Below are 8,103 nucleotides of genomic sequence, written 5' to 3' on the forward strand. Positions count from 1 at the left end.
GCGCGGCATGGTCCACATATTCATCTGATAACGCGCATTGTCAGTCAACGCTGAAGCCCCACGCGCCGCGCCCTGCTCGCCCTGCCCGCCACCGAGCTGCGAAACCTTGTTCGTGTGATGAAGGACCAGGACGGCTGCATTGGTCTCCTGGCACATCTGTTCTAGGGCAGCGACAATCGTCGCCGCGACCGCATTGTCTTGCTCCGAATGGCCAGCGAGGAAACGCGAATAGGTATCGACGATCACCAGCCGCGCACCCTGCGCCTTCACAGCGTCGATCGACTGACGGAGATGTGCAGAAGGCTGCAAATCATCACCTTCGATCGGTCTGAACCCGCGACCGTAAAGCTCGTGAATATGAAGCTGGTCAGCCGCCTTTCGGATCGCCTTGAAATCATCTTCATTGTTGTTCTGACGCAGGTGTCCAGCGATGCCGTAGAGGCGATGCCAAAAAACATCGAGAGTGTCTTCGAGCGCAAGATAAGTGACCGGACCTGCAGTGATCTCTGCGCCTCCGTAAAGGCCGAAGAGATCTCGACCGGCACAAACAGAAAGGCACGTCTGAACGGCATAGAAGCTCTTGCCTGTCGAGCCAGCGGCAACCAACACACCTACGCTCTTCCGCATCAATCCGGGCAGCACAAAATCTAACGGCAGCGGCTCATTGTCGAAGAAATAACCAGCGCCCTTCTGGATGCTGTAGTCTTCCAACGGCCCTAATTTCTCTCTCGCCATGCCCTCTCCTATCGCCCAATAAACAACGCGGAGAAGCCCCCGGCGCCGACACGTTGCCACATCCTGCAAGAAGAAGACACATCAGTGTCACCGCCGCGCAGGATCTAGGGGGTGACGGTTTACCGTCGCCATACCCTGCTAAAGATATAGAACGACTAAAGAATAAATACAAGATATATCTTGAAGATAAATGGAAATTGCGTATATGTTGATATGTGTATCACGGGGATAATCCAATGACAATCAAATCCGACAAACTAAAGGAAGCGAAGTCCGCGCTAAGATTGATGGCGAAGAAGAGTGAGAAGAGGCTTACGAGAGCCGACTTCGTCGCGTCGCTGATCAAGGAAATCCATGAAAAGATGGAGGCCGGGTTCTCGATCGCGGAGATCTGTGAAGAGCTCAATAGAACACTGCCAGACGACCAGAAGATCAAGATGAACACTTTCAAGACATACGTTCGGAAAGCGCGTGAAGAGGCTGGAATCAAGCCCCTGCGCACCTGGACGCGCAAGGCCAATGTGGCTCCTGCAAAGGCTGAATATAGCGCATCAAAGGAAGATACGAAAGTAGATACTAAAGCGGATTTCAGAGACCAAGGGGGTGATCTGTGAAGCGCATTTTCCTGATACATGGCGACAAGGGCGGCGTCGGAAAAACCGAAGCAGCAAAGCGCACCGCCGCAGCCCTCCAAGAGACTGGGAAACAGATCACGCTAATCGACGGCGACAACAAGAATCCAGGCCTCCATGCCGCCTTCAAATCAGGTGACGCGGATGTCCGCTGCATCAATGTCATGACCCCTGCAGGCCTAGATCAACTGTTTGAGGCGATCGCGGAAAGCCCTGGCGATGTGCTCATCGATCTCCCTGCCCGTGGATCCGATGTGATGGCCCGGCTGGCATCTGGCGGCGCATCAGAGGACGGCTTCGATCTAAGCATCCTGACCGAAGAGCTTGGCGCAGAGCTCTGGATCGTCTTCGTGATCGACCAGTCTCGCGCCCCTGTCGTGGCTCTGAAAGATGAACTAGGATCGCTGCCCAACAGCGCGCGATGGATCATCGTCAAGAACCACCGAGAAGAACGCAGCTTCGATCTCTTCGATCAGAGCAAAGTGCGACAAGAGCTGGAAGCTCGAGGTGCTCCGATCATCGACATGATCCGGCTGGACCCCGCAGTCTGCGACATCATGGAAAACAGGGCACTGAACCTGATCACGGCGCGGGAGTCTGACAGCCTGTCGATGCTTCAGAAGATCCGCGCCAAGTCCGCCCTGGAGGCCTGGACGAAAGAAATCCGCAAGGCGGGAATTCTCGAATGACAGACTTCCCCGAAGATCTCTTTCAGCAGCTCTACAAGCGCGCACCGAACGATACTGACCGCGACCGGCTGATCGCCGTCAAGGCTGGCCTCGGATTGTCGCCCCGTGATGAGATGTGGCCCGTGATCATGACCCTGGATCACTACGCGGCAACAAATCAGTCCGCGCGCAACGCGGCAATCAAGGAGATGCGCCTCGTCCTCGATGCTCTGAAAGACATCCCGGAGAAGGCCGGTCCAATCGCATCCGCCGAAGCCCAAAAGGCCATCGCGAAACTCATCGGTCAGGCATCAGACAAGATCGCGCAAGCGTCGGCAGAAAAGTCCATCACAACGGCAGATCGGATCTCAAAGCGGCGGTTCATCATCGCCGCTATAGCGGGGGCTCTTGTTGCGAGTGCCATCGCGATGGCTGCGGCGGTCGCAATGTATCTGGTCCTCAATGCTCGCGGAATCTGCGCTGAAGAGCCAGCTGCCGCGAGGGACGGCAGTCTCGTCTGTTACGTGGATCGTTCTTCTGGCTGATCTTCTTCTCCACCTGCGGTGTCGGCGAGATCAGCTGTGGGCGGTAGGGAGGGGAATTTTCAAGGGAAGGGGGTAGAATACAAAAAAGAGGACTGGGCATGGCAAAAGCAGGTGATGGAAAAGAGAGGTCAGACAAGCGGAAGCGGGGGAACATTCTGCAAAAGCGGGTCAACGATGGTGAGCTGGCGGCGTTCATCGAGCGCGCCCATGAGGCAGGCTTTCCAGATCATAGAGATTATCTCGCCGCTCTGATCTTTGGTGAAGCGGGCTTTGATCGCCGGGAACGCCAAGATCTCATCAAGATCATAGGCGAACTCGGAAAGCATGGCTCAAACCTCAATCAAATTGCCCATGGTATCAATTCCGGAAAAGTATCCGCGCTATCTGCCGATGACATCAAAACGATCGAGGCCGCCCGTGCCGCCGTCGATGATGCAGCCACCATGCTCAAGGGGGCTCTGAAATGATCGGAGAGGCAATCAAAAAGGCTGGCGAGAAAGGCTCAGGCGGCGGCGCTGAAGCTTTCAAGCCCGGCGTGACATACGTCTGCTCGAAGGCCGCACGGATCGAGATGCGCAACATCGCGTCGAAAGACTGGCATGATGCATCTGACGAAATGCTGCTCACCTCAGGACTGAACGATCGTGTCCAGAAGCCGTATTACCACCTGGTCCTCAGCTGGCATGAGCTCGAACAGCCGACCGACGACCAGATGTGCGCCGCCGCGGATCACATGATCAAAAGCCTGGATCTCGATGAGCATCAAATCGTCATCGGCACGCATCACGACACCAAGAGAAAGCATATCCATCTAGTCTGCAACACAGTCCACCCCACGACCGGAAAAGTCTGGTCGAAGTCGAACGATCACATGAGGATCGAGAAGGCCTGTCGCGAGATCGAGCTGGCGCAAGGCTGGTCGCATGATCGAGGCCGGTTCGATTTTGACGTGTCTGAAGATGGCGCGGTCGAGCTGAAGCCGAACACCGAAGCCTGGGCGAAAAAGCAGGTTGAGCGCGAAGACGGCAAGCGCCCGAAGTCCTCTGGCGCCCGAAAAATGGAAAAAGGCACGGGTTTTGAGACATTCGAAGCCGGGATTCCTGACGCCCTGAAAGCCCGTTTTTCCGAGACCGTAGGATCAGCCTTCGACTGGCAGAGCCTCCACACCGCCCTCGGAGAGATGGGCTTGACGTATTACAAAGTCGGTTCTGGCGCCCGCATCGGCATCATCGGAAGTGATGAATTTGCGAAAGCCAGCGCATTCGGAAGCAAGTTCTCGATCAGCAAGATGGAGAAGGCATTCGGTCCATATGAAGAGCCAGAAGCCGCATATGTGAATGACCTGAAAGAAGAACACAAAGATATCGCAGAAATATCAGGTGTGATATCAGATGAAGATAAAAAAGCAGTTTCTGCATCATCGTTCAAGATGACACTTCTGCGGCGCATCTACTGCGACATTCATCTTGATCCCCTTATTTCAAAGGCCATACGCTTTGTCGATCTCAATGACGCTCCTCCTCAAATTACCTTTTCGGATAACTCTACGGTCGTTGATCATGGAGACCGACTATCAACATCGAGGAGCACGAAGGAAACACGGACGGCCATGATCGCGATGGCAAAAGCCAAAGGCTGGTCATCTGTATGCCCTTCGGGATCACCTGAGTTTGTGCGACAGGCTTCACTTGAAGCTGCACAAGCAGGTCTGTCTGTGCATGGCGTTCCAGAGGATGTTCAGGCGCAATGCGATGCGATCATCGAACGCGCTGAGAAGATGCAGCGGCGCATTGATGCAGAGGCCATGGCGGCGCAGAAGGAGTCCCAGGAAGGCATCTCCGAGCGTGACGCAGCGATCGATCAGAACGACAATGAACGCGACCAGAAGGCCGCACATGAAGCAGAAATGACGGCTGAAGCGCGGGCCGTTGCGGAAGCCATCGGGTCGGGCCGTGATCCTGTCCGGACCGCCTTGCGGACTGTAACGCGAGAAGAAGAGAAGCGGATCAAGGCCGATCTGCCCGATCGGCGAAACGTCTCGAAACCACAGACCGCGCCCGATGCTAATCGAGGTGAAAAGGCGAAGACACGACGGATCCAGAGAGCATTCTACGAAAACGATGCCCGTGAGCTCGACGATATGCGCGCCGTTCATATCGATGAGATCGCGGCGCGCGGGGGCTGGTCATATGACCAGAAGCACAAGGACGGTCACAACGACAAGCAGGGCAGAGATCGGAGAACATATGTCAGAGGGTCAGAAACGCTGAAGGCAACCAGGAAAGGTGCAGTCTGGGTCTGGACGAACAACAAGACCGGCGAGAGCGGCTCGGTCGTGGATCTCTGGCTGTCAGACAATGCAGGAAAAACACTCGGCGATGCGCGCCAAGCTTTCCGGGAAATAATCGGCACCGACGCGCCCATGCCTGCGCCCGTGTCATCCGGGAACAAGGAGGACGGGCCCCACGACCACACGGCAGCCCGGCAGCGGTGGGAAGAAGCGCCATATGTCGATGCACAGCGGACCTATGCTGAAGATCGCGGGATCTCGAAATCAACCTTGCGACGCTTCAACGACCAGGTGCGTGCCGGGGTCTTCGGTGGCATCTACTTCGCACACCGCAATACAGAGACTGGCGACATCCAGGGATTTGAACAGCGCTGGCAGAAAGACGGCAAGGCCAACACAGCACGTTTTGCCAGGGGCGGGTTGAAAACCGTTTGCGTCCTCGGAAATCCTGAAACAGCAAGGCGCCTGGTCGTGTTCGAAGGCGGGCTTGATGCATTGGCTCTGGCAGAGATCGAGGGCCGGGATGACACGCTCTATGTCAGCACTGGGGGAGGTTTCGGCCCTAAAACGGAGGCCGCCATCCTCAAGCTCGCAAAGGGCCGTGAGGCACTGTCGGGCTTCGACAATGACGCGCCCGGAGACGTTCTACACCAGAAGCTAAAAGGCTTTCTACCCGCCGCTAAGCGCCTTGCACCACCCTCGCGGATCGAAGGATCCAGTAAGGCGTGCAAAGACTGGCTCGATGTGCTCAATGCGCAAAAGTCCGTTCCGGCTCCGGCCATGCCGTCGCCAGATCCTGGGGCAGTAGGGCAGGAAGCGGTCGCGGCGGGGCGGTCGGTTGAAAAGCCTGATCCAAGCGATGCGAAGATGCCCCCGGGAACCCCGTCTAAAAGTGAACCCACAGAGCAACCGGAGGATGATTCCGACGCACCGGAATTCACTTAACATAAAACCCGTTCTCGGAATCTCGAAGCCCTACGGTTGAATCTGGGTTTTTCACAAAAAAGCGAACAGGCTCAGAAAGCTGAAGCTCAAGCAGCTTCCATTTCAACGACACCGACCTGAACCTGAACGTGCAGGCCAGCTGCAACAACCATATTCACGAGGGTGTCGATGGTGAACTTATCAATCTTTCCGCGCATCAGGTCGGAAACGCGAGGCTGTGTCACGCCGAACCGTTCTGCGGCCTGATGCTGGTTCCAACCCTCCGCACGGATGCGGTCTTCGATGGACCGCATCAGGTCCGACCTGATCTTCATGTTCTCAGCCTGCTCGGGAGTGTCCTCGATGGCATCCCAGACGCTGTTAAAAGTGGTCATTTCCGCAACTCCTTCAAAAGGTCCTTGTAGCGTTTCGCGGCAAGGTCCTTATCGGCCTTGCTGGTCTTCGGTGTCGTCTTCTTGAAGCAGTGGAGCACGTAGACAGTATCCGCAAACTTCGCGACATAGAGGGCACGATATATCCCACTCTCGTCCTTCACCCTGATTTCCTTGACTCCTGCTCCGATGGTTCCCATCGGTTTCCAGTCAGCGGGGTCCTTGCCATTCTGCACGTTATCGATCTGATACCCGACCTCCCGCCTAGACGGGTTCGGGAAATCGCGCAGGTCGGATAGGGACGATCCCCGGAAGTCGACATTCTTCATGGCACAAATATACAAAAATTTATATATCCGTCAAGCCCCCATGGGTCATCCATTTCGCACCAGCCCGCCCGCCCCTTGGTTGCTGGTAGGGATGAGGTTGGAGACTTTGCCACCTCCCTCCCTACTGCCCTTTTAACATGTGCAGGGCAGATGCCCTGCTAGACTTTCTTAATAAGTCTTAATACGGATTCCGACGCATCACGCAAAGCACTGAAATTGATGTATAAAACGGGTATCATCAAGGGCTGAGCGTTCCCGTTATTACAACGGAGCGTTCCCGTTACTACAATAGAGCGTTCCCGTTGTTACAACACTCCATGTTGTGGCCATAGGGCGTGAGAAGGGAAGTGGGTGGCCATCATCCAAGCCTGAAAAAGGGGCAAGCGTTCCCGTTATTACAATACTATTTCGCATCTAAAACAGACGCGCGTTGGACGTGAACAACACCGCCAGAATCCTCAGACGCCGACCAACCAGGAAGCGAATTGATCGCGACCAGCGCCTCTCGGATACGCTTTCGCCTGGTGCGACCTGTCGATGAAGTTGCGGCCTCCATTCCCCAAACTTTCAAGACAAGCTTGTCGACTCCGATGCGTTTGGATGATCCCGGGCCGCACCAGGCACAGAGCCACGCGTGAAGAACCTTCCCAGCATCAGAAGTGAGCTGCGCCCGTTCATGCAGCTCGATGCGCACATACTGTCCCGTCAGCGCCGCACAGATACGGCTGTTCAGGACGACGGCGATGCGCTGCTTTTCTTTATCGACCTGATAGCTGATGAGGCGCTGAGACGGAAAAATAAACCTCGGCGTCTCCCCTTTGAAGCTAACTCCGTCGAGGCGATCGAGGCTGTCTAAGAGCGACTTGTATGACGTAGCGGATGCCATCAGCCCCATCTCCTTCAGGATCTCATAAAAGGAAGTAGAGAACGCCACCGCAGGTCCGCTATATTCAGCGTCCCCATCGTCGCCATTCAGATCGAGCCAGAGCTGGCGACCAACTGGTGTTGTCGTCATCTTATCGATTTGTCCGCCTTTGATCGCAGCCAAAGCAACGAGGGTCAGAAAAACGCTCTGGTCTTTCGTGTCCAGACCCGTGTGAAGCTTGAAATGCAGAATCAGGTCAGCACCCCAAGGGGCTGATATCGTAAGACCTCTCGGGCGCCGGCCGCGCGTGATAGGCCGGAAAAGTGAGGCGAGAGAAATCGCGGGATCACTCTTCGCAAATGACGTAACGCCGCCGCGCTTTTTGATCGAGCTATCTGTTGTCATTCTTGGAAACGTCCCTGTCGACCGTTCTGCTGTGGCACCTCAGGCAGCGGATCAATGCCCGTCAGGACCCCTCCGCGCTGCCTCTGAAGCCACGTCTTACCCTGCGGCGGCAAGTGGTTCGCCTTCGTGGCCTCCGCAAACACATAGGCTTTGCGTTCGTCATCGGGGACACCGTGCGCTTCGGCGACCTCGCGCGGCATGGTCCACATATTCATCTGATAACGCGCATTGTCAGTCAACGCTGAAGCCCCACGCGCCGCGCCCTGCTCGCCCTGCCCGCCACCGAGCTGCGAAACCTTGTTCGTGTGATGAAGGACC

General features: G+C 55.9%; 9 protein-coding genes and 1 pseudogene. 5 read left to right on the forward strand and 5 right to left on the reverse strand.

The annotated features are described in order from the left end of the window. The coding region (locus GC127_RS01145) for an AAA family ATPase (protein WP_151992548.1) at positions 1 to 735 on the reverse strand (735 nt) is incomplete at its 3' end. A 236-nt stretch (positions 736 to 971) separates the two neighbouring features. Here GC127_RS01145 and GC127_RS01150 point away from each other — a divergent pair. The 5 genes from GC127_RS01150 (at position 972) to GC127_RS01170 (ending at position 5,815) form a co-directional block, all read left to right on the forward strand. After that, positions 972 to 1,349, forward strand: a complete 378-nt coding sequence (locus GC127_RS01150) for a hypothetical protein (RefSeq protein WP_151976044.1) — start codon at positions 972 to 974, stop codon at positions 1,347 to 1,349. Next, on the forward strand, positions 1,346 to 2,056 hold the full coding sequence (locus GC127_RS01155; protein WP_151976043.1) for a hypothetical protein: 711 nt from the start codon (positions 1,346 to 1,348) through the stop codon (positions 2,054 to 2,056). Before GC127_RS01150 ends, GC127_RS01155 begins: the two co-directional genes overlap by 4 nt. After that, complete coding sequence (locus GC127_RS01160; protein WP_151976042.1) at positions 2,053 to 2,580, forward strand: hypothetical protein; 528 nt, start codon at positions 2,053 to 2,055, stop codon at positions 2,578 to 2,580. The genes GC127_RS01155 and GC127_RS01160 overlap by 4 nt, the downstream gene beginning before the upstream one ends. 98 nt (positions 2,581 to 2,678) lie before the next feature. Next, a complete protein-coding gene (gene mobC / locus GC127_RS01165; RefSeq protein WP_151976041.1) occupies positions 2,679 to 3,047 on the forward strand; it encodes a plasmid mobilization relaxosome protein MobC in 369 nt (122 codons plus the stop codon). After that, entirely contained in the window at positions 3,044 to 5,815 is a 2,772-nt protein-coding gene (locus GC127_RS01170; RefSeq protein ID WP_151992549.1) for a relaxase/mobilization nuclease domain-containing protein, read from the forward strand. Before mobC ends, GC127_RS01170 begins: the two co-directional genes overlap by 4 nt. An 86-nt stretch (positions 5,816 to 5,901) precedes the next feature. On the opposite strand, the gene GC127_RS01175 is transcribed toward GC127_RS01170, so the two are convergent. The 4 genes and pseudogenes from GC127_RS01175 to GC127_RS22645 form a co-directional block, all read right to left on the reverse strand. Continuing rightward, entirely contained in the window at positions 5,902 to 6,189 is a 288-nt protein-coding gene (locus GC127_RS01175) for a helix-turn-helix domain-containing protein (RefSeq protein ID WP_151976047.1), read from the reverse strand. Next, entirely contained in the window at positions 6,186 to 6,515 is a 330-nt protein-coding gene (locus GC127_RS01180; protein ID WP_199861150.1) for a type II toxin-antitoxin system RelE/ParE family toxin, read from the reverse strand. Before GC127_RS01180 ends, GC127_RS01175 begins: the two co-directional genes overlap by 4 nt. 403 nt (positions 6,516 to 6,918) lie before the next feature. Next, the gene (repC, locus tag GC127_RS01185; protein ID WP_151976046.1) at positions 6,919 to 7,785 is read right to left on the reverse strand and encodes a replication protein C, IncQ-type; all 867 of its coding nucleotides are present in this window, start codon (positions 7,783 to 7,785) and stop codon (positions 6,919 to 6,921) included. Then, positions 7,782 to 8,103, reverse strand: a pseudogene (locus GC127_RS22645) (helicase RepA family protein); the annotation flags it as partial. The gene repC and the pseudogene GC127_RS22645, both read right to left, overlap by 4 nt.

This window comes from Roseovarius sp. EC-HK134 (assembly GCF_902498815.1).
In the GTDB taxonomy this organism is placed as follows: domain Bacteria; phylum Pseudomonadota; class Alphaproteobacteria; order Rhodobacterales; family Rhodobacteraceae; genus Roseovarius; species Roseovarius mucosus_A.